The sequence below is a fragment of the Rufibacter soli genome (assembly GCF_054781795.1).
In genome coordinates, this window is the sequence record NZ_BAAGTS010000002.1 from 614,668 (window position 1) to 640,232 (window position 25,565).

At 47.6% G+C, this 25,565-nt stretch carries 22 protein-coding genes; 10 read left to right on the plus strand and 12 right to left on the minus strand.

What is annotated here, in order from left to right:
- Positions 1-2 precede the first annotated feature (2 nt).
- Positions 3-1,016: an NAD(P)/FAD-dependent oxidoreductase gene (locus tag ACYVJQ_RS04560; protein ID WP_460891876.1), complete on the minus strand. Its 1,014-nt coding sequence runs from the start codon at positions 1,014-1,016 to the stop codon at positions 3-5.
- A 215-nt stretch (positions 1,017-1,231) separates the two neighbouring features.
- On the opposite strand from ACYVJQ_RS04560, the gene lgt reads away from it, so the two are divergent.
- A complete protein-coding gene (gene lgt, locus ACYVJQ_RS04565) occupies positions 1,232-2,071 on the plus strand; it encodes a prolipoprotein diacylglyceryl transferase (protein WP_460891877.1) in 840 nt (279 codons plus the stop codon).
- Positions 2,072-2,162: 91 nt separating this feature from the next.
- On the opposite strand, the gene ACYVJQ_RS04570 is transcribed toward lgt, so the two are convergent.
- The 7 genes from ACYVJQ_RS04570 to yidD form a co-directional block, all read right to left on the minus strand.
- On the minus strand, positions 2,163-2,966 hold the full coding sequence (locus ACYVJQ_RS04570; RefSeq protein WP_460891878.1) for a hypothetical protein: 804 nt from the start codon (positions 2,964-2,966) through the stop codon (positions 2,163-2,165).
- A gap of 271 nt (positions 2,967-3,237) precedes the next feature.
- Positions 3,238-3,807 carry a metal-dependent hydrolase gene (locus tag ACYVJQ_RS04575; RefSeq protein WP_460891879.1) on the minus strand — a complete coding sequence of 190 codons (570 nt, stop codon included), beginning with the start codon at positions 3,805-3,807 and terminating at the stop codon, positions 3,238-3,240.
- A gap of 219 nt (positions 3,808-4,026) precedes the next feature.
- Positions 4,027-4,467: a nucleoside deaminase gene (locus ACYVJQ_RS04580; protein WP_460891880.1), complete on the minus strand. Its 441-nt coding sequence runs from the start codon at positions 4,465-4,467 to the stop codon at positions 4,027-4,029.
- Between the two features lie 234 nt (positions 4,468-4,701).
- Positions 4,702-5,106, minus strand: a complete 405-nt coding sequence (locus ACYVJQ_RS04585; RefSeq protein WP_460891881.1) for a hypothetical protein — start codon at positions 5,104-5,106, stop codon at positions 4,702-4,704.
- Positions 5,107-5,112: 6 nt separating this feature from the next.
- The gene (locus ACYVJQ_RS04590) at positions 5,113-5,487 is read right to left on the minus strand and encodes a globin family protein (protein ID WP_460891882.1); all 375 of its coding nucleotides are present in this window, start codon (positions 5,485-5,487) and stop codon (positions 5,113-5,115) included.
- Positions 5,488-6,010: 523 nt separating this feature from the next.
- Positions 6,011-6,424, minus strand: coding sequence for a hypothetical protein (locus tag ACYVJQ_RS04595; protein ID WP_460891883.1), 414 nt, complete (start codon positions 6,422-6,424; stop codon positions 6,011-6,013).
- Positions 6,425-6,645: 221 nt separating this feature from the next.
- Positions 6,646-6,876 (minus strand): membrane protein insertion efficiency factor YidD, encoded by a 231-nt coding sequence (yidD, locus tag ACYVJQ_RS04600; protein ID WP_460891884.1) that lies wholly within the window; start codon positions 6,874-6,876, stop codon positions 6,646-6,648.
- Positions 6,877-6,945: 69 nt separating this feature from the next.
- Here yidD and ACYVJQ_RS04605 point away from each other — a divergent pair, with 69 nt between their 5' ends.
- From ACYVJQ_RS04605 to ACYVJQ_RS04615, 3 genes are all read left to right on the plus strand, one after another.
- Complete coding sequence (locus ACYVJQ_RS04605) at positions 6,946-9,252, plus strand: S46 family peptidase (RefSeq protein WP_460891885.1); 2,307 nt, start codon at positions 6,946-6,948, stop codon at positions 9,250-9,252.
- A gap of 249 nt (positions 9,253-9,501) precedes the next feature.
- Positions 9,502-10,299: a hypothetical protein gene (locus tag ACYVJQ_RS04610; RefSeq protein ID WP_460891886.1), complete on the plus strand. Its 798-nt coding sequence runs from the start codon at positions 9,502-9,504 to the stop codon at positions 10,297-10,299.
- A 44-nt stretch (positions 10,300-10,343) separates the two neighbouring features.
- Complete coding sequence (locus ACYVJQ_RS04615; protein WP_460891887.1) at positions 10,344-12,377, plus strand: ComEA family DNA-binding protein; 2,034 nt, start codon at positions 10,344-10,346, stop codon at positions 12,375-12,377.
- A gap of 30 nt (positions 12,378-12,407) precedes the next feature.
- Here the strand turns inward: ACYVJQ_RS04615 and ACYVJQ_RS04620 are convergent, their stop codons facing one another.
- The 4 genes from ACYVJQ_RS04620 to ACYVJQ_RS04635 all read right to left on the minus strand — a co-directional run bounded on the left by ACYVJQ_RS04620 (position 12,408) and on the right by ACYVJQ_RS04635 (position 16,987).
- On the minus strand, positions 12,408-12,848 hold the full coding sequence (locus ACYVJQ_RS04620) for a hypothetical protein (RefSeq protein WP_460891888.1): 441 nt from the start codon (positions 12,846-12,848) through the stop codon (positions 12,408-12,410).
- Between the two features lie 1,120 nt (positions 12,849-13,968).
- Positions 13,969-15,552, minus strand: a complete 1,584-nt coding sequence (locus ACYVJQ_RS04625; protein ID WP_460891889.1) for an NAD(P)/FAD-dependent oxidoreductase — start codon at positions 15,550-15,552, stop codon at positions 13,969-13,971.
- 221 nt (positions 15,553-15,773) lie between these two features.
- On the minus strand, positions 15,774-16,397 hold the full coding sequence (gene sigZ, locus ACYVJQ_RS04630; protein WP_460891890.1) for an RNA polymerase sigma factor SigZ: 624 nt from the start codon (positions 16,395-16,397) through the stop codon (positions 15,774-15,776).
- Positions 16,398-16,477: 80 nt separating this feature from the next.
- Positions 16,478-16,987 (minus strand): GNAT family N-acetyltransferase, encoded by a 510-nt coding sequence (locus ACYVJQ_RS04635; protein WP_460891891.1) that lies wholly within the window; start codon positions 16,985-16,987, stop codon positions 16,478-16,480.
- Between the two features lie 513 nt (positions 16,988-17,500).
- Here ACYVJQ_RS04635 and ACYVJQ_RS04640 point away from each other — a divergent pair.
- The 6 genes from ACYVJQ_RS04640 (at position 17,501) to ACYVJQ_RS04665 (ending at position 25,565) form a co-directional block, all read left to right on the plus strand.
- The gene (locus tag ACYVJQ_RS04640; protein ID WP_460891892.1) at positions 17,501-17,935 is read left to right on the plus strand and encodes a sugar 3,4-ketoisomerase; all 435 of its coding nucleotides are present in this window, start codon (positions 17,501-17,503) and stop codon (positions 17,933-17,935) included.
- On the plus strand, positions 17,920-18,864 hold the full coding sequence (locus ACYVJQ_RS04645; protein ID WP_460891893.1) for a GNAT family protein: 945 nt from the start codon (positions 17,920-17,922) through the stop codon (positions 18,862-18,864). Before ACYVJQ_RS04640 ends, ACYVJQ_RS04645 begins: the two co-directional genes overlap by 16 nt.
- A gap of 160 nt (positions 18,865-19,024) precedes the next feature.
- Complete coding sequence (locus ACYVJQ_RS04650; RefSeq protein WP_460891894.1) at positions 19,025-19,951, plus strand: glycosyltransferase family 2 protein; 927 nt, start codon at positions 19,025-19,027, stop codon at positions 19,949-19,951.
- A 42-nt stretch (positions 19,952-19,993) separates the two neighbouring features.
- Positions 19,994-21,796: a hypothetical protein gene (locus ACYVJQ_RS04655; protein ID WP_460891895.1), complete on the plus strand. Its 1,803-nt coding sequence runs from the start codon at positions 19,994-19,996 to the stop codon at positions 21,794-21,796.
- A gap of 329 nt (positions 21,797-22,125) precedes the next feature.
- Positions 22,126-24,033: an asparagine synthase (glutamine-hydrolyzing) gene (asnB, locus tag ACYVJQ_RS04660; protein WP_460891896.1), complete on the plus strand. Its 1,908-nt coding sequence runs from the start codon at positions 22,126-22,128 to the stop codon at positions 24,031-24,033.
- Between the two features lie 356 nt (positions 24,034-24,389).
- Positions 24,390-25,565 carry a LegC family aminotransferase gene (locus tag ACYVJQ_RS04665; protein ID WP_460891897.1) on the plus strand — a complete coding sequence of 392 codons (1,176 nt, stop codon included), beginning with the start codon at positions 24,390-24,392 and terminating at the stop codon, positions 25,563-25,565.

The following is a 25,565-nucleotide window of genomic DNA, read 5'->3' on the forward strand; positions in this document are numbered from 1 at the left end:
GCTTACATGGTGGGCACCCCGTTCACGGTAGTGTATTTAAGAACGAATTTCTTGTCTGGATAAATGAGCGCGTACGCGCTCTGCGCCATAAGGGCCGCCTCATGGAAACCACAAAGAATCAATTTGAGCTTGCCGGGATAGGTATTGATGTCACCAATAGCGTACACGCCCTCTATGTTGGTGCTGTAGTCTACGGTGTTCACCACAATGGCAGATTTTTCCAGCTCCAGTCCCCAGTTCTCCAGCGGGCCTAACTTAGGCACCAACCCGAAGAGTGGGATAAAGTAATCTGTTTCTACGGTGTAAGGCTCTCCGCCGTCTGGCACAATGGTCACGGCACTTAGTTGGCCGTCACCATGCACCTCCGTTACGTTTGACTTTAAAAGCAGGCTCATGTGGCCTTCCTCAGAAAGGCTGGTCACGCGGGCCGCAGATTCTGGGGCTCCCCGGAAAGTAGTACCGCGGTGTACCAGGGTGAGCTCCTTGGCCACATCTGCCAGGAAAATGGCCCAGTCCAATGCAGAATCTCCGCCGCCGGCCAGCACCACGCGCTTGTCACGGTAATGCTCAGGGTCCAGGATCATGTAGTTCACGCCTTTGCCGCCTTCATAGTCGGTGAGTTTGTCAATGGCAGGTTTGCGGGGCTCAAACGAACCCAGGCCGCCGGCAATCACGACCACCTTGCAGAAAATCTCGGTGCCTTCAGAAGACACTACTCTAAAGGAACCGTCTTCCAGTTTATCCAGCGTTTCCACGCGCTCACCCAGGGTGAAGGTGGGGTGGAAGGGCTTGATCTGCTCCATTAAATTAGTGACCAACTCACCGGCCAGAATGGAGGGGAAGCCCGGAATATCATAGATAGGTTTCTTGGGGTAAATCTCAGAAAGCTGACCGCCCACCTGGGGCAGGGCATCTATCACGTGGCACTTCATCTTGAGCAAACCTGCCTCAAACACCGCAAACAGGCCCACTGGCCCGGCGCCAATAATACAGATATCAGTAGTTACAGTTGACATAATAAGTAAAAGTTGCAAAAGGGGCCGCCAGGTTTTCTAACCTATAGGTCCGTAAGTAAATAGCAAAGACCTGCTTTGGTAAAAGCAATGACGTTTGCGCCTGCAAAGTAACATGTTTTTAGCCTAAAGTGTTTCCCCCAAAGTCAGAGAACCAAAAGTGATTCTTGTCACTTTTGGATTAAATTGTAATTTTAGCCATTCTAACCTGTTACTACATGCTAAACTATATTACCTGGGACGTTTCTCCCGACATCTTTTCGCTGGGGCCGGTGACCGTGCGCTGGTACGGCTTACTCTTCGCCATGGCCTTTGTGGCCACCCAGCCCATTGAAAAATACATTTACCGCAAAGACGGCCGCAAAGACGAGGATGTAGACATTCTCACCATGTACATGATTGTGGGTACCGTCATCGGCGCGCGCCTGGGCCACTGTCTGTTTTATGACCCGGTGTATTATCTGTCTAACCCCCTGGAGATTTTTAAGATCTGGGAAGGCGGCCTGGCCAGCCACGGCGGTACCATTGGTATTCTGCTGTCACTGTACCTGTTCTGCCGCAAATACAAGTTTGATTACCTCTGGGTGCTGGACCGCATTGTGATTGTGGTGGCCGTGGGCGGGATGTTCATCAGGTTAGGAAACCTCATGAACTCTGAGATCATTGGCAAGCCCACAGACCTGCCCTGGGCCTTTAAGTTTATGCGCAACAATGAGCTGTTCAATGGCGTGCCGGCCTATATGGATCCCCGCCACCCTAGCCAGTTATATGAAAGCCTTTTCTGTCTGGTGTTGTTCATTTTGCTATACACGCTCTGGAAGCGCGGGGCCGGCCAGATTAGAGGATTCCTGTTTGGGCTGTTTGTGACGTTGCTCTTCACTTTCAGGTTCCTGATTGAGTTCACCAAAGAGAACCAGGAGAAGTTTGAAGACGAACTACCGTTGAACATGGGCCAATGGCTGAGTATTCCGTTGATCTTGATTGGCATTGCCGTCCTGATCTATTCGTTACGGCAACCCCGGCAGCCCAAAATGGTAGCCAACAGCAAGGCGGTTTAGGCCTGTTTTGCCAAAAACACCCTTAAAACGCCCGGGCCCCGCTCTAAACAGAGAGCGGGACCCGGGCGTTTTATATGATAAGCAAGGTGTACTACAAACTGAACTGGAAGAGATTTCCTTCCTCGTTGCTGATGATCAGGTTGCCGTTATCCTTGAAGAGCACGGCCTCGGCCTGGCCCACCTTGGGTAGATCCAGCACCTGGGGTTCTTGCGCGAAAAATTGGTTTGACCCTTTGGTAACCGGATACAGGTAAAGCTTGCCATAGGTCAAAACCGCCAGGTGCCTGCCGTCGGGGCTAAGGTCAGCGGAAGTAACCAGGCCGGGCAGTTGCTGCTTGCGCAGGAGTTTGGCCGTGTGGGTGCCGGGCGTGTCTTCCAGTTCATAGAGTTTGGCGTACCTGGAGGCGCCGCGGTCTTTGGAGATGAGGTACAGCTTGCTGTTGTGCCAGAAAAATGCCTCGCAGTCAAAATTGCGGTCGCGTTTCTCTAGGTTACCGCTGGGCTGGTCTTCATACTTGAAATGGATTTCCTGGGCCTTGAACCCATTTTTAGGCGACACTTTGTAGATGTGCAGGTCTCGGCGTTTGTTGCTGTTGTTGCCCGTGTCGCCTATGTAGAGAAAGCCTTTGGTGTCTTGGGCCAGGTCTTCCCAATCTGTGTTGGTGGTACCGTTCACCGTTACTTCGCGCAGCAGTTTTCCCTTCTCGTTGATCTTGTAAAGCACAGGTCCGTTGCCGGCGTCATTGTGGGTCCAGTAGGTGTTGGGTTCATCGGCTAGCTCCAGCCCCGAACTCTCAACAATAGCCTCTGGCAATTGGGCCAGGTGGCGCAAAGGGCCGGCCGGCGCCAGGGCGGGCGCGTTACTGCTTAAGACAAAGGCAACGGATAACCCCAAAAGGGCGCATCGTCTAGAAAAAGAAACATGTTTCATTCTGGTTCCTGTAAAGTGGGTAAAAGTCCTGGCCGGTTGGCGGCGGAACTTTATTTAACGAAACCAGGAAAGCAGGGGTTGAGAAAAATGTGATTTACGCCCTTTCTTCTGTTTTGAGCCTGTTTTTAGTAAAACGGGCTCAAAACAGAAATGCCAATTGGCTGGGCAGAAATGTACTACCTAGCCGGTTTGTGATAGGTGAGTTGGAAACGAATCTGGAACCAGATGTTCGCCTTTACCTTTTGGAAGGAAAACTGTTGGCCTGGGGTTTTAAGCTCGGGCGTACCAGGTAAACCAAAAGCAGATAGGCCAGGCTAGGAAGACCCACCCACAGGAACTCACTCTTAAGCACTGCCAGCCCCCGGCTACTAAAGAAATTCTTTACCCCAATAGGCGATACCTGAATTGGGCGCCAGGGCAGAAAGTACCGTGTATTGTCAAACGGGGAGAAGATGGCCACACCCAGGCCCCCGGTGGTCATGGCGTCCAGGAGGGGGTGAGAGGCTGTGCAAAGGAAAAAGAAAAGCACGTATTTTAGGCCGCTGGCCGAAAAGAGAGGCGTGCGCCGGTAAAACAGAGACGTGATGACTAATCCCAGGAGCAGCGCAAAGACCAGCGAATGGGAGAAACCCCGGTGGCCCAGAAAATGCTGGTAAGGAACGCCAAATTTAAACATGACCACGTCAGCATCTGGAAACACCGCGCAGAAAGCCCCCAAGGCCAAAAGTTTAACGGTCTTTCCTTTAAGCCTGGTGCCTTTCCCTAGGGCCACCGCTACCAGCGCATGGGCAAATGCTGATGCCATTCTGTGTTTTGCGTTAAATAGTTAGCTGGTAAAGAAACGCATTCTCAGGCAAGAAACAACTTCAAAAAAGGTCCCGAAGCAGAATAAGCAGGCTTTACCTATCGGACTTGTTCCTCTTATAAAACATGCCTAAAGCAGCAGTGCCGCCACTTGACCAGGTGGCGGCACTGCTGCTTTAGGCATGTTTTGCCAAAAACGGGCTTAAAACGCTAGTGCGGATTATACGCCAATATCTTCGTTCCAAAGGGCGGGCTTTTCCTGGATAAATTGTTGCATGAGAGCGTAACATTGATGATCATCTACCACCGTCACCTCCACGCCCCGCGAGCGCAATAATTCTTCCTCTCCCATAAAGGTTTGGTTTTCGCCCACCACCACTTTGGGTATGCCATACAGCAGAATGGTACCCGAGCACATAGGGCAGGGCGAAAGGGTGGTGTAAATGGTACACTCGCGGTAGACGGCCGCCGGTTGCCGACCTGCATTCTCCAGGGCATCCATTTCGCCGTGCAGAATGGCGCTGCCTTGCTGCACCCGTTTGTTGTGGCCCCGGCCAATGATCTGGCCGTTGTGCACCAAAACCGATCCAATGGGAATTCCCCCTTCAGCGTATCCTTTTTTAGCCTCCTCTAGGGCGGCCTGCATAAATTGATCTGTCATAGCGTATGTTTATAAGGGTACTGCCAATCTGGAGCACCTACGGCATGGTACGTGGCGGCAGCCGGAAGAGATATCACCCAGCGCCAAAGGAGACCATGAAACAGGCACCCCGGTAAGGGAATGGGTAAAGCGATGGGTTATTGAGGCAGGAAAGAAAAAAACAGGCTTCCGTTTTGGAGGCGTTTTTTGGAAAACACCCCCAAAACGGAAGCCAAAAGAAAAGCCATGCAGGGTTTACCGGTGGTTGAAAAACCCCATATGGGGTATGTCTACCTGGCCTTTATGGTCTAAGGCGGCAAACTTCTCTTTTACCAGTTGGGCCAGAAGACCGGTAAACTGCTGCTCAATGGCCTGGTGGAGTAAATGCCTCCACTGGCGGCTTATGAAAGAGTGGGAAAGCTTAAGGGAGGTGTAGATGCTTTCGGGCATTTCACCGCTCTGGCCAAGCAAAAGCCAGCTGAATAAGGCAAAAAGCCCACCCATCATTTTCTCTTTTTCTGGGAGCGGAAGCTGGTGGCAATACATGGAACGCAATGGGTCGTGTTCCACTGCGTCACAGAAAGATTCCACCAATTGCTTAATGTCTTCTTCCTGTATGAGTCCGTTGAGCACCTGCTCCAGCTTTACGGTAGCGGTCATGGTTTCTTAGGCTGGAAGTTGAAAATGTAACGAGGTATGCCTGGCCAGAATTGACGCGCTCGCCTTCGCCACCTCGGCTTTGCGTCCTTTAAAGTTTTCCTCCAGGACCTGGTAGAATAAGTGGATCCATCTGCCAATATGAGTGGTGGGCAGATGCAGAAATGCGTAACTGGCCAGTGGGTGACGCAGAAACGGGGAAGCCTCCAGCAGCACAGACTGCCAGAAACGCAGCATGAGTTCTTGGTTGTGCGCTATTTCTTTTTCCACTGAGGGCGGAAGCAGGTTTTGAAGGCGACCTTTCTCCTCAAAGGCTTTTACCAGCAGCACGATGTCTTGCTCTGAGATGATATCAGATTCAGGAATGGGAGTGATAGACGGCATTGGGTGGTAGGGTTTAGGGTGGGTGCGCCACACAAGATGGCTCAGAAACGGAAACTCTGCGCGTAGATCCCTTTCCCTTTGTCATTTTAGGGCTGCTTGGGATTACTGCAGGAGAGCATAGGAAAGCGCCATACAAAGCGCTTCAGTATCTTACCAATTGATCGCTTTTTCCAGGGAAGGAAGAAGATACAGGTACAAGCCTACTGGCGGGCAAATACCGGTCACAGAGGAGCCAGAGCGTTAAGAGGAGCAAACGAAACGTTTACCAACTACACCTTAAAAGAACAGGTGCCACTAAAAAATGCTTTAATGCAAAGATAGAACGGTGATGCACTGATTTTATTAATGAATATACGAATCTATAATTAAAAATACTAACGAATTAGGGTAACAAGTAGGATATCTTTAATGAAATAGATTAAAATTATCGAATTTGGTTTTCCTGTTTAAAAGGAATAGTTACCCGTGAACCTGTCCTTCTCGCTTGGGGCTAGCACAGAAGGTTCACCCACCAACCCTTAGGTTAAATGTAGCGTTCGGCAAACCGGAAAAAGTCGCCCTTGTACTCGCTGAAGTCTTTGGAGAAGGCGGCCATCTGGTTTTTATGTTTCAAGTGTACCTCGCGGTAAAGCTGGTCGTTGACTGGTAATCCGTCCTGGACAAGCCGCTGAAGATACGCCTCGTGCCGCCTGATACCTTGTCGGTACTGGGGCAGGAGTTCTCCCTGGAAATAGATGATCAGTTGCTGGAAATGGTCCAGGTGCCTTTTGTCATCGGCGGTAGCCTGTTGGGTGATTCTTTCCAAAAGCCTTTGGTAAAAGTTAAGCTCAAACCCCCAGAACGCAATATCCTGCAGCCAGGCTTTGCTTTCCTGGTGCAGATCAGAGATCCCAATTTCAAGCAGGTGGTTCGGTGAAATGGTGTGCTGGGTTTCCATCTTTTTCTGAGTTTTAGGTAGACGAAGAACAGAACTTTTGCTAAGACGAATTTCACTAAACTCTACACCAAAAGCAAAATTAATTGGTGTTAAAATAATAAAAAATTTAAATAAATTGATAAGATAAAGAGTTGTTTCTCTCTTATGGTGTTGGATTGCCCAATGTGGAACCAGTCATACAGAGGTAAGCCAACGATTGTGTGAATAGTGGGAAGAAATAACTAGGGGACAGGATCATACCCATGACCACCCCAGGGATGGCAGCGGCCAATCCGCTTTAGAGCCATCCAGCCGCCTTTAAAGGGACCGTATTTTACAATGGCCTGCTGCGCGAAGGCTGAGCACGTAGGCGTGAAGCGGCAGCTGCCGGGGGTAAGTGGGGAAATGGTATAGCGGTAAACCCAGACAATGCCCAAAAAGAGTTGCCGGAAAAGCCATTTCAAAAGCGTCATAATACGTCTAGTATCGCGAAAAAAAGTGACAAATCATTACCTTTGCCCTATAACAAACGAACAATTGTAATGATGAAAAAAGTTTATACCATACTTCTGGCCCTGGTGGTAGCCTCTGGTTTTACCGCCCGCGCCGATGAGGGAATGTGGTTGCCACTGCTGGTAAAGCGCCTCAACCACGTAGATATGCAGAAACAAGGCCTGCAACTAACCGCCGAGGAAATCTACAATGTGAACAACGCCAGCCTCAAAGACGCCATTGTGCAGTTTGGCGGTTTCTGTACCGGTGAGTTCATCTCTAAGGAGGGCCTGTTGCTGACCAACCACCACTGCGGCTATGATGCCATTGCCAATAACTCCACGCCTCAGGACAATATCCTGAAGAACGGCTGGTGGGCCATGACAAAGGAGCAGGAAAAGAAAAACGAAGGCCTTTTTGTAGACATTCTGGTGCGCATGGAAGACGTGACCGGCCAGGTGTTGCAGGGCATTACCCCGCAAACCCCAGAGCAGGAACGCACCAAACTGGTTGCCGAACGCTCCAAGGCCATTGCTGACGCTGCCAAGAACAATGGCCAGTATGTGAGCTACGTGCGTGATTTCTTCAATGGCAATGAGTATTATATGTTCGTATACGAGCGTTTCTCAGACGTGCGCCTGGTAGGCACACCGCCAGAGAGCATCGGTAAGTTCGGGGGCGATACAGACAACTGGATGTGGCCCCGCCACACCGGCGACTTCTCTATGTTCAGGGTATACATGGCGCCAGACGGTAAGCCGGCCACTTATTCTGAGAAGAACGTGCCTTACCGTCCTAAACACCACCTGCCTATCTCTATGAGCCCCGTAAAAGAAGGAGACTTCTCCATGGTGTTCGGGTTCCCGGGCCGTACTACCCGTTTTATGGCCGGTTCTGGTTTGGGCATGGCCGTAGACCAGTCTAACCCCATGCGCATTAAGCTGCGCGAGCGCCGCCTGGCCCTTATGAAAGAAGCCATGGACGCCTCTGCGGCAGACCGCCTGAAACTGGCCTCTAACTACGCCAGCATCAGCAACTACTACAAATACTACATTGGGCAGAACGAGGGCATCAAGCGTATGAAAACCCTTAACAAGAAAGCCTCAGAAGAAAAAGCGTTCCAGACCTGGGCGAACGCCGATGCCAACCGCAAAGCCCTGTACGGCAGCGCCCTGGCTGACATCAACGCCTCTTACGCCGGCCAACGCGACTACAACCTATCCGCTATCTATCGCACAGAGGCCGCTTTCGCACCCCAATTGATCGCGCATGCCTACCAGTACACCCCGCTATACAACTACCTCAAAGAAGGCAAGGTTGATAAGACCAAGCTAGACCAACTGGTGAAAGGCTACCAGGACATGAACAAAGAGTTCTACGCCAACTACGTGCCGTCTTCTGATCAGAAAATCTTTGCCGAGCTGATGAAGATGTACTACACAGACGTTCCAAAGTCACAGCACGCTGCTATCTTCAAAGACCTGACCACAACGTACAAAGGTGATTTCAAGAAATGGGCCGCCGATGTGTATGGCAAATCTTTCCTTGCCTCAGAGGCCAAAGCCAACGCGTTCCTGGCTAACCCTACCCTGAAAGCCCTGGAAGCTGATCCTGCGTTCAAGTTCATGCGCGCCGTGCAGACCAACTATCAGGAGAACATCATGCCTAAGCTGAATGAGTACAATGCTTCCCTGGCCAGAGCCAACCGCCTGTACGTGGCTGGCCTGCGCGAGATGAACCCTAACAAGGTGTTCTACCCAGACGCTAACTCTACCCTGCGTCTGAGCTACGGTACCGTGAAAGACTATGAGCCCCGTGATGGTGTGAACTACAAGTACTACACTACCCTGCAAGGTGTGGCGGAAAAAGAAGATCCTACTAACCCAGAGTTTGAGGTACCAGCCAAGCTGCTGGAACTGTACAACAAGAAAGACTACGGGCGCTACGGCCAGAACGGTGAATTGCGTGTGGGCTTCATTACCAACAATGACATCACGGGTGGTAACTCTGGTTCACCAGTGATCAACGGTCGCGGTGAATTGATTGGCCTGGCCTTTGATGGCAACTGGGAAGCCATGACCGGGGACCTGGTGTTTGACCCCGAGTACAAGCGCTGCATTAACGTAGACATCAAGTACGTTCTCTTTATCATGGACAAATTTGCCGGGGCCGGCCATCTGGTAAACGAGATGACCCTGGTAGACAAAGGCAATCCTAATACCGCCTTCAACCCGGCCATCAATGATGTGAAAATGGACGGCAAGATGGAAATAGAAACTCCGGAAGGCGAAATTAAAATCAAGAAGAAAGGCAACGAGACCAAGATCAAGAAGGAAACCAAGAAAAAGAAAAGCTAAGCTGGTTTCGGCCTGTTTTCAGAAAAACACCCTTGAAACGCCCGGTGCACCTGCGCCGGGCGTTTTTTTGTATAGGTAAACCAAAGGCAAGTGTCAAGGACCAATCTTTAGAGCTGTCGAAGTCTTTGTTAGTCTGTAAAATAAATAGTTTATGCTTAATACTTTAGACACACTTCTCCGTAGTACATGCGTTGGCCATTCCCCTAGCCTATGCAGCAAATCTTACGCGTTAGCCTGCTTCTTTTTTGCTTGTGTTGTCCTTGTATTGGCAAGGGGCAAACCAATAACGCCGCTGTTGGGGCTCGGGCCGTTGGCTTGGGCGGGGCAGCCGTTACATTGGCAGATAGCTGGGCCCTCAGCAATAACCCAGCAGGCATAGCCACCCTTAAGCAAGTACAATTAGGGGCTTATGCCCACAACCGCTTTTCCTTAAAAGAGCTTACCACCGTGGGGCTTTTGGCCGTTTTGCCTACCCATAGATGGGGAACCGTAGGCCTTGACGCGCAACGGTTTGGCGGGGATCTCTATAATGAGCAACGGCTGGGCATTGGGCTGGCCCACCAACTAGGCGTGGTCCGCCTAGGCCTAAAGGCCGATGTATTGCAGGTGCGGGTGAAGGAGTGGGGCAGCCGGAAAACGGTAGCCTTGAGCCTGGGCGGGCAATCTGAATTAGTACCAGGGCTAACGTTTGGGGCCCTCATCTATAACCTGAACCAAGCCAAGCTAGCCCAGTTCCAGGATGAACGCGTGCCCACCGTCATGAAAATGGGGCTGGGCTACCAGGCCACTGCCAAGGTCCTGCTGGTGGCTGAAGCCGAAAAGGAACTGGAACACCCGGTGGCTGTAAAAGCGGGAATTGAGTACCAGGTGCTGCCAGCTTTAGCCCTCAGGACCGGATTCAACTCCGGCACCCGAGCAGGCACCGCAGGCGTGGAAGTGGCCTTCGGGCAGTTTCAGGTGGGGTATGCGGCGGGCGCGCAGCACCGGTTGGGGATGAGTCATTACCTGTCTTTAGGCTATTTGCCACTGAAAGGGAAGCAGCCATGAGATTCCGTTTCTGGCCCGTTTTTTTAATTTTAGCCCTAAACCAGGTGGCTACTGCTCAGGAGGTTCCCAGGCCACCCGTAGATGTGGAACTACTGGTCCAGGAGCTTTTCGCGCAGCAGGATGATGAGAACGCCGTGGCTTATGAAGACCTTTACGAGAACCTGCTCCAGTATTACCGCCAGCCTCTGGACCTGAACCGCGCCTCCCGCGAGGAACTCCGCAGCCTTTTTCTTCTTTCCGAAAGCCAGATCTCAGCGCTTCTCCTGCACCTTCAGGAAAATGGCCGTTTGGTCAGTCTTTATGAGCTGCAATCTATTCCCGGCTTTGATTTGTTGAGCATCCGGCGGCTGTTGCCCTTCGTGACGGTGCAGGCGCTGGGGCAAATAGGGCAGCGCACTTGGCAGGAAAGGCTCAAGAATGCCGATACTCATACGCTCCTGCTCCGTTATGACCGCACTGTGCAGCAACGCCGCGGCTACACCCCGCCCGAAGGCCGTTCCGTGACCCGGTACCAGGGTTCCCCAGATAAATACCTGGTTCGGTATCGGCTGAGCCAGCCCAAAGATTTCAGTTTTGGCGTGACCGCCGAAAAAGATGCGGGGGAGGCCTTCACGTGGAACCCCAGCCAACGCACCTATGGATTTGACTTTCTTTCGGCGCACGCCCAGTTGTATGACCGTGGTCCTTTCAAAACCATTGCCTTAGGTGATTACCAGCTGCAGTTTGGGCAGGGGTTGTTATTGTCGGGTGGGTTGGGGGTGGGCAAAGGCAGCGAAACCATCACTACCGTCCGGCGCAGCCAACTAGGCATTAGGCCGCATACCTCTTCCCTGGAAACCGGTTTCTTCAGGGGTGCCGCCGCTACCCACCGCTGGCGCGGGCTGGAATCTACGCTGTTTCTGTCTAGCCGGCGGGTAGACGCTTCAGTAGGAGAGACGCTCGCGGAAGATACCACGCAGTTCACCTTAGGAGGCCTGCAGACCTCAGGACTGCACCGCACCCCCACCGAGGTGGCGAACCGGCAACGTACGCGAGAACAGGTAGTTGGAGGGAATATCACCTATCGGAATCCTGGCCAAACCTATAGCTTAGGAGTGACCGTGGTCCATACTGATTATGGGCTACCCTTACAACAGCGCCCCGAACCGTACAACCTTTTCACCTTCAACGGCACCAAAAACACTGCCGTGGGCCTGCATTACAGCTATCTCTGGCAGAACCTGAATTTCTTTGGTGAAACCGCCCGTTCTGGAAATGGCGGGTTAGGCACCGTGAATGGATTGCTGCTGAGCCTTTCTGAAAAAGTGGAAGTGGCCATGGTCTACCGCTACTATGGCCGTCATTTCCAGACGCTGTACGGCACCGCCTTTGGGGAAGGCAGCCGTAACCAAAACGAGAGCGGGCTTTATACGGGCGTTAAATTGAAACTAGGCAACCGCTGGCAGTTAACGGGTTATTATGACCGTTTCTCGTTCCCCTGGCTCCGCTACCGCATAGACGCCCCCTCCGCCGGGGAAGAATACCTAATGCGCCTGCAGTTTATGCCCTCCAAAACCACATTGCTTTACGGGCAGTACCAATTTGAACACAAAGACCGCAATGAAACGCTACCGGGAGAAGCGCTCACCCAGGTAACCGAAACACAGGCGCACCGCTTTCTATTGCTCCTGGATGTAAGTCAACTGCTCAGTTTACGGCTTCGGTCCAGGGTGCAGGCCAGCCAGTTCGGGCAGGGTAGCCGAACCCGTACTGGTTACTTTATGGCGCAGGATATTAGCTGGGAGTTTAGGCAGACCCGCCTCAGCGCCCGCTACGCCCTCTTTGACACCGATGATTATGATACCCGCATCTATGCCCCGGAGCAGGATGTGCTCTACGCCTTTTCCATTCCGGCTTTTGCGGGCCGTGGTACGCATCTTTACTTCCTGGCGCAGCAACGCCTCACCAAAAGCCTGGATCTCTGGGTCAAACTCAGCCACACCCATTACCGTGGGCAAAGTACCGTCAGCACCGGGCTAGAGGAAATCAAAGGCCCCCGGCGCACCGATGTGCGGGTACAGGCGCGGTACCAGTTTTAGGTTGTTTTAAGAAAAGTAGGCTTGAAACACTTAGCGCAAAGTTGCGGGGTTGCCGGCTACAAATTCTGTTGGGGCAACTGGGAGTGGGTTTATCTGGTAAAGGTAAATATGCTTGTCAAACAGCAGGATGTACTCCCTTTCAAATGACTTCAGGTGCTTCACCGGATAAGGGGTGAATTCCAAAGGTAAATAGGAAGAAGAGATCAGAATTACCGGTTGTTGCTGTTTCTGGGCTAAGGCCTGGGCCCATTGCAAGTTCTGAAAAGGGGTAAGGGTGTTATGAGATTCTTCATCAAAACCAAAGAAAGTCCTGAAGCGTCCTCTTACAAGATTGTAAATTGGCTTTTTCAAGTAGGCACCAACGGTAGAAGCATTGAACTCATCTGAAGAAGCCAGAAGGTAATCTGGATAATTGGCCTTTAAAAAAGCCGCCACGTCTTTACCTGGGCTAAATGAGTACCTGTAATCCATGGATACAGCATACAAACCAGTCAAGAATTGCGAGACAGTAGCCAAGAGTAAAAGGAAACTGAAAAGCCTGGCTTTCCCCCCTGGAATAGAAAAGAAGAATCTTGATGAAGGAGGCCCTGAAGAAGCTTTGTAATAAGTAGAACCTAGCCAGAACAAGGCCACGGCATACAGAAAGAAGTGCGCGTGGTGGCGTAGGTACAACTCGTATTTAAAAGCGAAGAAGTGGAAAAGCGCGGCAAACAATAAGAGCAGACAGATTAAAAGCCTGTAGGGTCTTAAGGAGTAAATAAAGAAAAGAACCAGAATAAAAGAGAGAATTATTTCCTGCCTGGTTTTCAGGTAGGAGGTATTCCAAAAATGGAAGGTCATATCCGGAACCGGGAAAAAAGCCTGCCAGATACGGGTAGCCGCTTGCTGTATTTTGTAAGGGTCCCACATAAGACTGTGGCCTAGGCCTAAGTAATGGGTAATGCTCCAAAATGAGAACCCACAGCCTACCAACCAAAGCAAAAAACCAAGGCCAAACTTGCCTGCACCTATTTTCTGCCATCCTGTTATGTTGTCCCAGCCCTTGTAGGCTTCCGCAAATAAGAGCAAGCCTAAAATACCCGAGAAGTAAAGGCCAAATAAATGCGTTTGCGCGTTCAGGGCCAATAATCCAATATATAGGTACCAATGTGAAAAGCGCCTTTGGTAAAAGGCACAAAGCAAAAACATGGTGAATAATTCTAATGCATAAAGCCTACTGAGAATACCATATTCAAATAACCCATAGTACCCAAAGCAGAATAAAAGCCTGGTTACTTTAGAAAAAGGCGCGTACCGCAGGAAAAGAAACACAAAGCCTACCGCAAAAAAATATTGCGAGACTTTCAAGGCCTGCAGGTTATCTGTAAACCTGGTGACTACATACAGAATGCTGTACCAAAGGTTAGGGTGCCCTTCAAACCGCTTATTATACAGTAGTTCGCTGTAAGAATTACTATGCAAGGCCAATAACCAAGGCTCTGTTTCATCAGACCATAGTTCATGGAATGGCATTAGATAAGCCAATAGCAACCCATAAAGCACTACAAAAAACAAAGCAAACGCGCTGTTGCGCTGTAAAAGCATAAACGGTTTACTTTGAATCATTTGACTGTTCATGGTACTCTTGTTCAGTATTTACGTCCCAGATATTGGCCTTGTCTGTGCGGCCCTGGGCAATGTTCTCTACTGCTAGCATAGCCGTAAGCATGGAATGGTCCTGGTTGTTGTATTTGTGCATACCGTTGCGGCCCACCAAAAACAGGTTCTCAATTTGGTCCAGGAAGGCCTGCACCTTAGGGAACTCGCTATAGGAGCCAAAGTAGGCAGGGTAGGCCTTGGGCATTTTTACCACCGTACCGTCCAGTACCTGGTCTTTGGAGATGATGCCCAGTTTATCCAACTCTTCAATAGCCAGTTGCTTTAAGTCTTCTTCTGCCATGTGCCACAATACATCTTCCTCCTGACAGAAATATTCTACCCCCAGCCATACTTTGCCCGGGTCAGTTACCAGATAGGGGCTCCAGTTGTTGAAAAGCTGCAGGCGGCCAGCCTGCACATCTGGTTCCTGTATATAAATCCAATTGTCCTGAATCAAAGGATGGTCTTTTTCCTCAATGGCCAGTTTGTTCAAGAGCAAGCCCACAGAGATAAAATTGCGGTAGGGAAGATGTTCGGCAATCTCGCGGACCTCTGACGGCACTACATTCCCCAAGGCCCGTATCAGGCTTCGGATGGGCATGGTGGAAATCACGTAGTCAGGATTTACCTGGTGAGTGATTCCAGAAACCATATCCTGGATAGTAGCAGAAATGATTCTGTTATCCTTCAGTTCCAGTCCTACCACCTTTTGCTGCATGTGCACCTCGCCTCCTTTCTCCTTTACTTGGCGGGTAACTACTTCCCACAGGTGCCCGGGGCCCAACTTGGGGTAGAGGAATTGCTCAATGAGAGAGGTCTGCACGTTCTTCTGCATAAAATCTGCTGAAGGCGAGAAGAACTGTTGTTTGAGGAAGTGCTTTACCGCTTGGGTAATGGAAAGGGCTTTAATGCGTTGTGCGCCCCATTCGGCACTGATCTGGTTACAGGGTACGCCCCAGACTTTCTCTGTATAGGCCTTGAAGAAAGTGCGGTAGAGGTGTTCGCCAAAGCGGTTAATGAAAAACTCCTCCAGGTTCTTCTCCTGTTTAATAGGCTTTACCACCTGTTTCAGGTAACTGAATACGGCCTTGGTAGACCAACCTATCCCTAATTGCGAAAGGGTGCCCACGGTAAAGGAAAGCGGGTAGTCAAAGAATTTACGCCTGAAGAAAATGCGAGACTTCCGTTGGCGAAGCAACATGACGTCATCTGAGGAAGGTGCAGCCGTAGAGGCAATTGCCGGAACTGTCCTGATCTTTCCCTGATAGGCCAAGTTGCCCACCGTTTGCCCTGGCTCCAGTTGCAGGGGCAGGATAGAAAGCCACCATTCCATTACCCGGTCAGATTTGGAAAAGAACCGATGACCACCAATGTCCATTCGGTTGCCTTTGTAGTTGATAGTAGCAGAGATACCGCCAATGCGATCTGTGCTTTCCACTACAATTGGATGCAAGTTGGTCTGCTGCAGAAATTCAAAGGCGGCCGTTAAACCAGCCGGGCCAGCGCCAATAATGAGGGCTGTAGAGGGTGAAGACATAGTGGCCAAAAAAGTCGTAACCCAAAGATAGCAGGAGAATACTGATTTTCTATTGGACACCCCTGCCAACCCTACTAAATGACGTTGATTACCGGTGCGTTAAATGATCTCCTTTGGTTTTAGGGAACAGGAATTTTAGTAATGCAGACAGCCTGCTGTTTTAAGCCTGTTTTTCTAAAAACAGGCTTAAAACAGCAGGCTGCAATGAATAGGCTTAAAAATTAGGCAGATTTAATGACCGAGCAGGTGGGCTTAAGCCGGGCACTGAGGAGCTTCCCTTTCCGGTCCAGTTCCACTTCACAGCATTCCAGAAAAACAGATTTCAATTTCTCCCGCCCCCTCTGAATACGGGATTTAGTTCCCGAAAGCGTTAAACCCAACTGGGTGGCTATTTCTTGCTGCGGAAGCCCTTCCAGGTCGCTAAGACGAAGAGGTACGGCGTATTTGGCCGGTAATATTTGGAGCAGAGGCAGAACGAAGGGCTCCAGCTCCTGAAAAGGGTTCTCCTCTTTAGGATCCATGGTCAGATCGGTGTCTTCTGGGAGATGGGTTTCGCGCTGGCGTTCTCTGTAAAAATCAACTACCACCTTGCGGGTAATCCCATAAAGCCAGGCTTTCGTATTTCTTACCCGGGGCAGCGCTTCACAGTGCCGGTGAACCTTAAGTAAAACCTGTTGCGTCAAGTCTTCGGCGTCTGCCAAGTTCTGTACCCGCTTCCGGATAAAGCCCTGCAGCGCTTCCTGGTACAGGAGGAATATCGGTGCCACTGCTTCGCAAGGATCAGAGATGGTGCTATCTGAATCCCAGGGGCTTTTGGCGGAACAGGAAGGAGATTCAACAGACATAAGGCATATAAGTATAATTGATTATGTGTTTTGAGCCTGTTTTACCAAAAACAGGCTCAAAACGGGTAAGAGTTAAATCTTTAAAGGCCTACCACCAAACTGCGGCGCTCTAGAAGAAGGATGTCCCGCCACTGGCCTTTCAACTGGCCCAACCGTTCCCGCAGACCCACTACCCTGAAACCGCATTTTTGGTGCAACCGCACACTTGCTTCATTTTCCTTGAGAATCCCTGCCTGCAGAGTCCAGATTCCCTTTGCTTCAGAAGTAGAAATAAGGGCCTGAAGCAGGGCTTTCCCTATTCCCTGGCCTTGATAATTTGTGCGAACGTAGACGCTTACTTCTGCTACCCCGCCATAAACGCATCTGCCGGAGACCGCGCTGAGAGCGGCCCATCCTGTCACATCCCCCTCTGGGGAGAGGGCAACCAGGCGGCTGTGAGGCAGATGGCCCTGGTCCCAGGTAGGCCAAGCCGGCGCGGATGTTTCCAGAGTGGCATTCTTCGTGGCAATTCCCTGCTCATAAATTGACTTTACCTGCGGGTAATGCGAAGGCAAAAAAGGGGCTACCATAACGGAAGAGAGCGTGTCCATAGAAGTTTGATGTAAGATGATAGTGGGCCACAAAAAAAGAGGGATGATAAATTGGTTCTTCTTCATTTACCATACCCTATTTGTACTTTTCCAAATGTATAAAATCTTGGCCTTATAACGTGATTCAGGCCAGGTTATAGGATACTATAGGGGTGCATTATCTCCTTGTAGGAGGATTGTGCTTTCGGTTTGTTCTGGACACTGGGTTACTACAATTAATTTTTTTGCTGGCATGGGGTAAATTCCAAATGTATCAGGGCTTAAAAAAATTTACTTGAAAAGGATGCAAGTATTAGAGTAGGCCTAAATGCCTGAGAATTCTTATGCCTGTATTTCTGGTATTGGTTAATGCTCTGATAACAAGGAGGCACTACAAAGGGCATTAAGCGTCGGTTTTAATAGAATTAATATGCCTTGAGCGTTCCTCAAACCACTGGCCAGATTTCAGCATCACCTTTTTTTGGTACCTTGCTTTCTCTTTGCCAGTAAAGAAGCAAAAGCGAACTCAGCAAAATGACGGTTGGTAACCAAGAGCCTAATGTAGATACTCCCTACCTGATCCAATTCCCTGGCATTGGCGGGCCTGAGGTAGGCTATATTTCAGTGGCGGAGAATAAAAGGCAGGTTCCGTTTGTGGTGAAGAGGGTATTTTGGACCTACGGTACGCCTGAGAGTATAGTAAGGGGCCGCCACGCGCATTTTGCCACCCACCAAATCATTATCGCTGTGACTGGTCGCATTCTGGTCACCACAGAGATGGCCAACGGCGAATTGAAGCTATTTGTGCTGGAAGAACCAAATAAGGGGGTATACATACCACCAAATGTCTGGCATACCATGCAATATTCTGCCTCTGCCGTGCAGTTAGTGTTGGCTTCCACTGAGTACGACGCAACTGACTATATAAGAGACTATACTCAATTCAGAACTACATGGAGCCGGGAATAGAGCAGTTTTTGGCTTGCCGCAAAAACCAGCTTGCCTATTATAGCCCCTTTGGGTTCATGAAGGTGGCAGACCTTTTGGCCCAATTTGAGGCGGTTATTCAACCAAAAACGGCACAATATGGGGCAGAAGAAAATAAATTGAAGCAGGTCATTTCAATTAAGGGGCAAGATTTTGTCTTTCTTTATGAATACCTGCCCTGGGACAGTCAATTCTTTAACAGGAGATGTTACCGATTATTTACGGTTTTATACTCCCAGGAAAATGCTCCTGCGCTAGTTGAGGCAGTTCAGGTTTTTAAAAGCAGTTTGCAAAAGACACCTAATTGCTATTGTACAGCAGAAATACCAGCCGAAGATATTTTTCTGATTCAGTGTCTGAATGAAGCCGGCCTTAGATTAGTAGAAACCAGGGCCCACTACTATAGAGCCGATCTTCAGAATTTTACAGAGAAGAGAGAGTTGGTGCGGACAGCCACTTTAGAAGACATTCCCATTCTTTCAAGGGTGGCTGCTACCTGCCCTAATGCTTATGACCGTTTACATGCAGATTACACATTCGCAGAAAAAGAGGCTGATCAATACCTAGCTACTTATGCTGCTTCCGCAGTGAGAGGTTTCTGTGACCAGGTTTTGGTGCCCAATCAAAAAGACATTCAGGTAGCTTCCTTTATAGCTTTTAATCTTTCTGCCACCGTTTTCCCTAATGAAACAGTAACTTTTGTGAAAATTGCGCTAGCCGCGGTGGGTATTGAAAACAGGGGTTGGCTGGTGAAGCTTCTTTCAGAAGCCGTATGGTTCGCAAAGGAAAATAAGGCTGCCTATGTAATTTACCCTACCCAGATCACAAACAAGGCAGCTATTAGAACATGCGAGAAATTAGGCTTCCGTTATGGACAATCTTATCATCTGCTGGCCTTCAGCTCCAACTAAATGAAACAACCTTTGGTTTTGCCACAATTTCTAAGCGGTAAACTGAAATAAGCACTACCGGGCGATAGAACCCCAAGCAATTGAATTTAACCAGGCTCTACTTTTAGAATTAGGTTTACAGGCTGGGTGGGGGTTATATTGCTAAAAACCTTTTGAAAAAATGCCAACCCTTTCCGTCATAATTCCTTGTTATTATAATGAGCAGAATATTCCTGTAACCGTCAAGGATCTGGTAGCAAATGAAAAATTGTTTTCCCCTGATGTGCAGTTTGAGTATGTATTCGTAGATGATGGCTCCAAAGACAATACCTATCAGGAACTTGTAAAAGCAAAGGAATCATTCCCTGACAAAATAAAAGTGATCAAGCTGGCTGGTAACGTTGGCTCTTACAACGCTATTATTGCAGGGATGGAATATGCCACCGGCGATTGTTCGGTGATTATCTCTGCGGACTTGCAGGACCCCCCTGAGTTGATGGTGAAAATGCTTGGGTACTGGCAACAAGGCTTTAAATTGGTCATTGGTACCAGAAAGGAAAGAGACGAGCCAGTTATGAAAAAGTTTTTTTCTGGGGTCTTCCATACAGTCATGAGAAAAGTAGCCTTTACAAACCTGCCTAAAGGTGGTTTTGACTATGTTCTGTTTGATAGGACCGTGCGGGAAGAAGTTGTGAAACTGAAGGAAGGGAATAGCAATGTCATGTATTTGATGGCTTGGCTAGGTTATGAATTTGTTACCATTCCTTACAGCAGAAGACGAAGAACTATTGGCACCTCTAAATGGACCTTCTGGAAAAATGTAAAGTTGTTCCTTGATTCTGTTTTGTCGTTTTCTTATTTCCCTATAAGATTTATCACTGTTACGGGTTTAATATTAGGAATTGCTGCTTTTTTGTATGGATTGTTTGTCATAGTAGCCAAAATAAGTGGGGCTGTGCCGGTAGAAGGGTGGTCTGCCTTAATGGTAGTGATCCTATTTGTTTCTTCCTTCCAAATGATCGCCTTAGGTGTTATAGGGGAATATGTGTGGCGCGCTCTGGACGTGTCTAGAAAAAGGCCGCTTTATATAGTGGAAGAGGTTATATAAAAGCAAGAGTTAGTGCCTTGCCTTACTAAATAGGTGAATATAATGATGATGATTGCAGTATTGTTTCTTGGTGTTGCCTTATTTGTATTCTTCTATCTGGTTGGATCTTTGTTTTTGCATTTAAAAGTTTCAAAGCAAGCAGGGGTTCTGCAGCATGTGTTAAACTTTTGGGTGGGGTTACTTTTGGTTGTATCTGTGTTTGCCCTTGTCAAGGCCTCCTTTGTATCCATTCTGATCCTGCTTCCATTTATACTCCTCTCGTTTAAAAAATACCTTGTGGTAGATTCTGATAGCGCAGACATTTCAATTGTAAGGTTTTTAAGCTATTCAGTTGGCTTATATGTATTCTTGTTCTTTCTGCAGGTCAATTTCAATTTTGGCTTTCTGCATGATCCTTTTGCTTACATCTCCTATATCCATCCGCCAGAAGATGAAAGATACATATACAGCACTATTATAAGCCTTTTGCATTATAGTGGGGTAGAAACAATTAGCCCAGAATCGGTTTTAAAAGGTTCTTCTGGGGTTTCCCTGTACCATTTTGTGGAGTTTTGGCTAGCAAGTTTATTTAAAACCGTTTACAACGTAAAAAGCGACCTGGTCTTGTTTTACTTTATTTACCCTGTTTTTAAAGTATTTACAGTGCTGGCTGCCTGTTCTGTCTTTGCTTCTTTTTTCAAAAGAGAAACAAGTAAAGCCAAATGGTTTATAATAGGAGGCGTTTTATTCTGCTTTGTGGTGCTTGGAATAAAGTTTGTTTTCCCTCCAGTCTACAAAATGGCTCTAAGGGATATCCTGTTTTTGCCTATGTTGGTGTTGGTTTGCAAAGCAATACAGGGGAAAAGGTATGAACTGGCTATAGCGCTCTTAATGATAGCTTCGGTTGAGAATGTGCTATTTATGCCGGCGCTGGCTCTTTTTTATATAAGCTTCTATTCAACATATAGCCGTAACTCCCTGTTGAAAGGAGTGGGTTTCTTTCTTTTGTATCTGGGATTCTTCTATGTTTTCAAGGAGAAGACGCAAGATAAATATTTCTCATTAGGTTTAAGTGAGGCATTCTTCTCAGTCTTTACGGTAGATAAAGTACGCTTCACTTATAGAGTTTTGTTGCTTGGGGCCTTATCTGTTTCTATGAGGTTATTATTAGGTTACCTATTTGTGAGCAATTACCCAACGCTAAAATTAAAAGGCTTTGTGTTTAGTCTAGGGTATTGGTTTTTGTTGATACTAATAGCCTATCTGTTAGCTTTCGGCTTGATACATGATTTGTCAATTGACGCAAACCAGTTAGAAATTTTAGCCTATATTCTAGTAAACGTATCTTTCTTCTTTTTGCTTTATTATTTTCTAGAGAGGAAGCAAATAGTTGTGTGCATTGTATTGCTTTTGCTATTGAGTGATTATTCATCCCCGTTAGCCAGAGTCAATGTTGCTACCAATTATGACCATGAGCTGCAAAGAAAAATTGAAGAAGTAGGAGAGGGGCGGGTCCTTAGAGGACTGTATGTTGATGAAAGCCTTGTGCTGAAAGACCAATGGTATTTAAAGTTTTACCCTACGTATGTGAATGGATACGCACGGGCAAATGATTATAGAATGTTCTTGTTTAACTATGACGTAACTACTTTTAAAAACTCAATAGCCCAGGTGCCGCTCATATACCAACCTGTTTTAAATAAGATAGTCCAGCCTCTGTTTCCTGTAGATAAACCAATTATTGAAAATATAAAAGAGTATAGAATTTCAATTGTCTGGGTAAAAAAGGATTCAAAGTATTTGAGTGATTTTAAAGATGAAAAGCCAATGCATGAACTGGCCGATTTCTATGTTTATTCTTTTTAGTTGATATTCTGGTGTTAAGGTTCTAAGATTTTTTTGGTTAAGAGACTATCTTATAAAAGCCATTCTATTTCTTCTTACTAATTACAGACGCGTCTTTTAATTTTTAGGAGGGGTCAATCTATGTTTACTTAGTAAGGTTTTATTATGAAACGAATGAAATATTTTCCAATGGAATAGTATAACTATTACTTCTATAGGAAAGAGTAGTAATAGTTATACTATTTAAAATTAATTATTACCAAAATTCAGAATCGAGCTTTACGGCTCCTTACGAGTAGATTTAACCTATTCTAAACCTTATCAGGTATAAATCGTATCTTTGCGGCAATATGTGCGGAATATCAGGAATCTACGCTTTTAGTCAGGAAGGACGAGAGTCTATCCATAACTTACCTAAATCTACAGAGGCTCTTCAGTTACGCGGACCGGATTCAGGAGGACATTTTACCCACGGCTCAGTAGGGCTGGGGCATCGCAGGCTGTCTATTATTGATGTCAGCACTGTAGCCTGCCAGCCCATGCATGATGAGGTGCAGCGATATACTATTGTCTTTAACGGTGAAATCTTTAACTACCAGGAGCTAAAGAAACAGCTGCTGGACAAGGGCTATACCTTTTTCTCTACCTCTGATACAGAGGTTCTGTTAAAGCTTTACATAGAAGAAGGGCCCTCTTTTTTGAAGAAGCTGAACGGGTTCTTTGCGTTTGCTATCTATGATAAAGAAGAAGAGACTCTTTTTGTGGCCCGAGATCGTTTCGGGGTAAAGCCACTACTAGTTTTCCAGGATGAGGATAAACTGGTGTTTGCCTCAGAGATGAAATCCCTATTGGCTTTTGGTATTCCGCGCAAGCTGGATTATGCCTCGCTCTATGAGTATCTGCAACTGAACTACATTCCCGGACCAGCTTCTATTTTTAAAGGCGTAAAGAAATTAATGCCTGGTCATTACCTCTTAATTACAAAAAAAGGGAAAGTAGACAATAAACGCTGGTATAGGATTCCTTATGATGAGAAAAAGGTAAAGCATAATCCTCTTTCTTATGAGGCTCAGCAGAAAAAGCTGGTAGACCTGCTGGATGGGGCCGTGCAGCGCCGCATGATCGCGGATGTGCCGTTAGGGTCTTTCCTGAGTGGCGGTATTGACTCCTCGGCCATTGTGGCCCTGGCCTCGCGACATACGGACCAGCTTAACACCTTCTCCATAGGGTACAAAGACGAGCCCTTCTTTGACGAGACCAAATACGCCAAGCTGGTAGCCGAGAAATACAAGACTAACCACACGGTCTTCTCCCTTACCAACAATGATTTATACGAGCACCTGTTCCGGGCGCTTGACTATATAGACGAACCGTTTGCCGATTCCTCGGCCTTGGCTGTAAACATCCTTAGCCATTACACTCGCCAGAAAGTAACCGTGGCCCTATCAGGCGACGGGGCAGACGAGCTCTTTGCTGGCTACAACAAGCACATGGCTGAGTATAAAGTGAGGCAGGGAGGTTTCGTGGCAGAAACGGTGGCCGCTCTGTTGCCGCTATGGGAGATGATGCCCAAATCGCGTAATTCAGCCCTAGGTAACCGGGTCAGGCAGTTCCAGCGGTTCGGGGAGGGCATGAACCTCTCGGCCAAAGACCGGTACTGGCGCTGGGCCTCCTTCGCTACCGAGGAGGATGCCCGATCCCTGCTAAGCGGAAAATCCAAACGTAATCTTTCCAAAGACGTTTACAAGAAACGCCGTCAGAAAATTCTGAGTCACCTATCACAGAAAGGTGACATCAACGAGGTGCTCCTGACAGACATGCAACTGGTGTTGCCTAATGACATGCTCACCAAAGTGGATCTTATGTCTATGGCGAACAGCCTGGAAGTACGCACCCCGTTCCTGGATTATAAAGTGGTGAACTTCGCCTTCTCTTTACCCCAGTCTTCCAAGATTGACGGCACCATGAAGAAGAAGATCGTGCAGGACGCTTTCCGGGGAATGCTCCCTCCAGAACTTTACAAACGCCCCAAGCATGGCTTCGAGGTCCCGCTCCTGAAGTGGTTCCAGAACGAACTGCAGCCTATGATCATGGATGATTTGCTGTCTGATGCCTTTGTAGAAGCCCAAGGAATATTCAGTGTGAAGGCAATACAGCAGTTAAAAACGCAGTTATTCTCTAAAAATCCCGGCGACGTGCATGCCCGTATCTGGGCGCTAGTGGTTTTCCAGCACTGGTGGAAGAAGTGGATGATGTAATTGGGGATAGCAAGATAACCTTAAAAGCTTAATAAGTGCTTGCCTGCTGCAAACTTCCTAATTGTAGATTTGAAAAACAGGTTGGTATAGGAGTAATAATATTTTTTTTACTGATAATAGCTCTGTAATTCTCTTTTGAATTTTTTGTAATATAATTAATAAAGAGGTGATAATTGCCGTTTAGGTACAACCTCCCTTTAAAAGCTTTGTAATAGGTTTCTAAATTATATTTTGGTTATTAAAGTAGAAGAATGTAAAATAGATACTTGAAATATTATAGGCTTTTAAGTGAGTTGTTTCAATGAGTAAGAGTTAAATTGCTATTTAGTATTTGCTAAAATACAAGTCATTATTTTATGAATCCCCTAACTCCAGAATTAAATAAAAAAGGAATTCTAGATGCCCTTAGAAACAGTTTGAAGATTGATTCTGAATTTGTGGGTTTACATATTCCCACATTTGCAGGAAATGAATGGAAATATGTCAAAGAATGTTTAGATACAGGTTGGGTTTCTTCGGTAGGAAAATTTGTAGACGATTTTGAGGTTAAGCTAACAGAATACACGGGTGTGAAGCATGCTGTTGCTGTTGTGAATGGAACGGCAGCCTTACATATATGCCTTTTGCTTTGTGGTGTGCAGCAAAACGATGAAGTCTTAATGCCTGCCTTAACATTTATAGCTACTGCGAATGCGGTCAGTTATTGTGGTGCCACTCCGCATTTTGTAGATATCGAGGAAAAAACTCTGGGGCTAGATGCTCAAAAATTGGATGATTACTTATCGCAAATTACAGAGCAGCGTAATGGAAATTGTTTTAATAAAAAAACAAACCGTCGCATTAAAGCCGTAGTGCCCATGCATACATTCGGCCATCCGGTGAATCTGGAAAAGCTGGCGAAAGTTTGCGAAAAGTACAATATAGACCTTGTTGAAGATGCGGCAGAATCGCTTGGCTCTTTTTATAAAGGCAAGCACACTGGCAATTACGGGAAAATCGCCGCAGTAAGCTTCAACGGAAATAAAATTATAACTACTGGCGGCGGAGGCGCTATCCTTACCAATAACGAGGAACTAGCTAAAATAGCAAAGCACCTGACCACGCAAGCCAAGGTGCCACATCGGTGGGAGTTCAACCACGATCAAATTGGCTATAATTACCGTTTACCCAACATAAATGCCGCTTTAGGCGTAGCCCAACTTGAGCAATTGCCCAGATTCCGTGAGGAAAAAAGACAATTGGCAAAACGCTATGCAGAATCCTTTGGAGACTTACCTGGTATTAGATTTATGATTGAACCAGAAGATTCTGAAAGCAATTATTGGCTAAATACAATTATCCTAGATGAGGAGTTTGCTTCTGAACGCGATGCACTGTTGGCTCTTACTAACGATAATGGTATTATGACGCGTCCTGCCTGGACTCTGATGAATAAATTGCCAATGTTTATTGATTGTCCTAAAATGGGCCTAAGCGTATCTGAAAGCCTTGAGAGGCGCATGATCAATATTCCGAGCAGCGTAGGAATCTAA

Excerpts from the sequence above, each read along its gene's own strand:
- ACYVJQ_RS04560 (WP_460891876.1), bottom strand. The coding sequence starts at position 1,016 with ATGTCAACTGTAACTACTGATATCTGTATTATTGGCGCCGGGCCAGTG.
- lgt (WP_460891877.1), top strand. The coding sequence starts at position 1,232 with ATGCTAAACTATATTACCTGGGACGTTTCTCCCGACATCTTTTCGCTG.
- ACYVJQ_RS04575 (WP_460891879.1), bottom strand. The coding sequence starts at position 3,807 with ATGGCATCAGCATTTGCCCATGCGCTGGTAGCGGTGGCCCTAGGGAAA.
- ACYVJQ_RS04580 (WP_460891880.1), bottom strand. The coding sequence starts at position 4,467 with ATGACAGATCAATTTATGCAGGCCGCCCTAGAGGAGGCTAAAAAAGGA.
- ACYVJQ_RS04585 (WP_460891881.1), bottom strand. The coding sequence starts at position 5,106 with ATGACCGCTACCGTAAAGCTGGAGCAGGTGCTCAACGGACTCATACAG.
- ACYVJQ_RS04590 (WP_460891882.1), bottom strand. The coding sequence starts at position 5,487 with ATGCCGTCTATCACTCCCATTCCTGAATCTGATATCATCTCAGAGCAA.
- ACYVJQ_RS04595 (WP_460891883.1), bottom strand. The coding sequence starts at position 6,424 with ATGGAAACCCAGCACACCATTTCACCGAACCACCTGCTTGAAATTGGG.
- yidD (WP_460891884.1), bottom strand. The coding sequence starts at position 6,876 with ATGACGCTTTTGAAATGGCTTTTCCGGCAACTCTTTTTGGGCATTGTC.
- ACYVJQ_RS04605 (WP_460891885.1), top strand. The coding sequence starts at position 6,946 with ATGATGAAAAAAGTTTATACCATACTTCTGGCCCTGGTGGTAGCCTCT.
- ACYVJQ_RS04620 (WP_460891888.1), bottom strand. The coding sequence starts at position 12,848 with ATGGATTACAGGTACTCATTTAGCCCAGGTAAAGACGTGGCGGCTTTT.
- ACYVJQ_RS04625 (WP_460891889.1), bottom strand. The coding sequence starts at position 15,552 with ATGTCTTCACCCTCTACAGCCCTCATTATTGGCGCTGGCCCGGCTGGT.
- sigZ (WP_460891890.1), bottom strand. The coding sequence starts at position 16,397 with ATGTCTGTTGAATCTCCTTCCTGTTCCGCCAAAAGCCCCTGGGATTCA.
- ACYVJQ_RS04635 (WP_460891891.1), bottom strand. The coding sequence starts at position 16,987 with ATGGACACGCTCTCTTCCGTTATGGTAGCCCCTTTTTTGCCTTCGCAT.
- ACYVJQ_RS04640 (WP_460891892.1), top strand. The coding sequence starts at position 17,501 with ATGACGGTTGGTAACCAAGAGCCTAATGTAGATACTCCCTACCTGATC.
- ACYVJQ_RS04645 (WP_460891893.1), top strand. The coding sequence starts at position 17,920 with ATGGAGCCGGGAATAGAGCAGTTTTTGGCTTGCCGCAAAAACCAGCTT.
- ACYVJQ_RS04650 (WP_460891894.1), top strand. The coding sequence starts at position 19,025 with ATGCCAACCCTTTCCGTCATAATTCCTTGTTATTATAATGAGCAGAAT.
- ACYVJQ_RS04655 (WP_460891895.1), top strand. The coding sequence starts at position 19,994 with ATGATGATGATTGCAGTATTGTTTCTTGGTGTTGCCTTATTTGTATTC.
- asnB (WP_460891896.1), top strand. The coding sequence starts at position 22,126 with ATGTGCGGAATATCAGGAATCTACGCTTTTAGTCAGGAAGGACGAGAG.
- ACYVJQ_RS04665 (WP_460891897.1), top strand. The coding sequence starts at position 24,390 with ATGAATCCCCTAACTCCAGAATTAAATAAAAAAGGAATTCTAGATGCC.